1 protein-coding gene is annotated in these 265 nt (G+C 65.3%); it reads right to left on the bottom strand.

Annotated features, from left to right (window positions below):
• Positions 1–265: MFS transporter (locus tag SB773_RS32410; protein WP_410594480.1), on the bottom strand; the 265-nt coding region annotated here is incomplete at both ends.

Below are 265 nucleotides of genomic sequence, written 5' to 3'. Positions count from 1 at the left end.
CCGCGGCGCCGGCGATATTGGCCAGCAGAGCATCCGACAGGAGGGCAGCGAAGATTCCGGTGACGATGGCCAACTGCTGCAGGGATCCCAGACGTCCACGGACGGCTGCGGGCGATACTTCGGCAATGTACGCAGGGGCGATCACCGAGGCCGCACCGACACCCAGTCCTCCGACCACACGCCAGACGATAAGATCGATCACACCGAAGGCGAGGCCCGATCCGATCGCCGAGACGAAGAAAAGCACGGCCGCGGCGACCATGAC

It is taken from the genome of Bacillus sp. SIMBA_074, from assembly GCF_046534555.1.
GTDB lineage: Bacteria > Bacillota > Bacilli > Bacillales > Bacillaceae_G > Bacillus_A > Bacillus_A mycoides.
The sequence above is the reverse complement of the archived record's forward strand: the minus strand, read 5'-3'. Positions and strand labels throughout refer to the sequence as shown.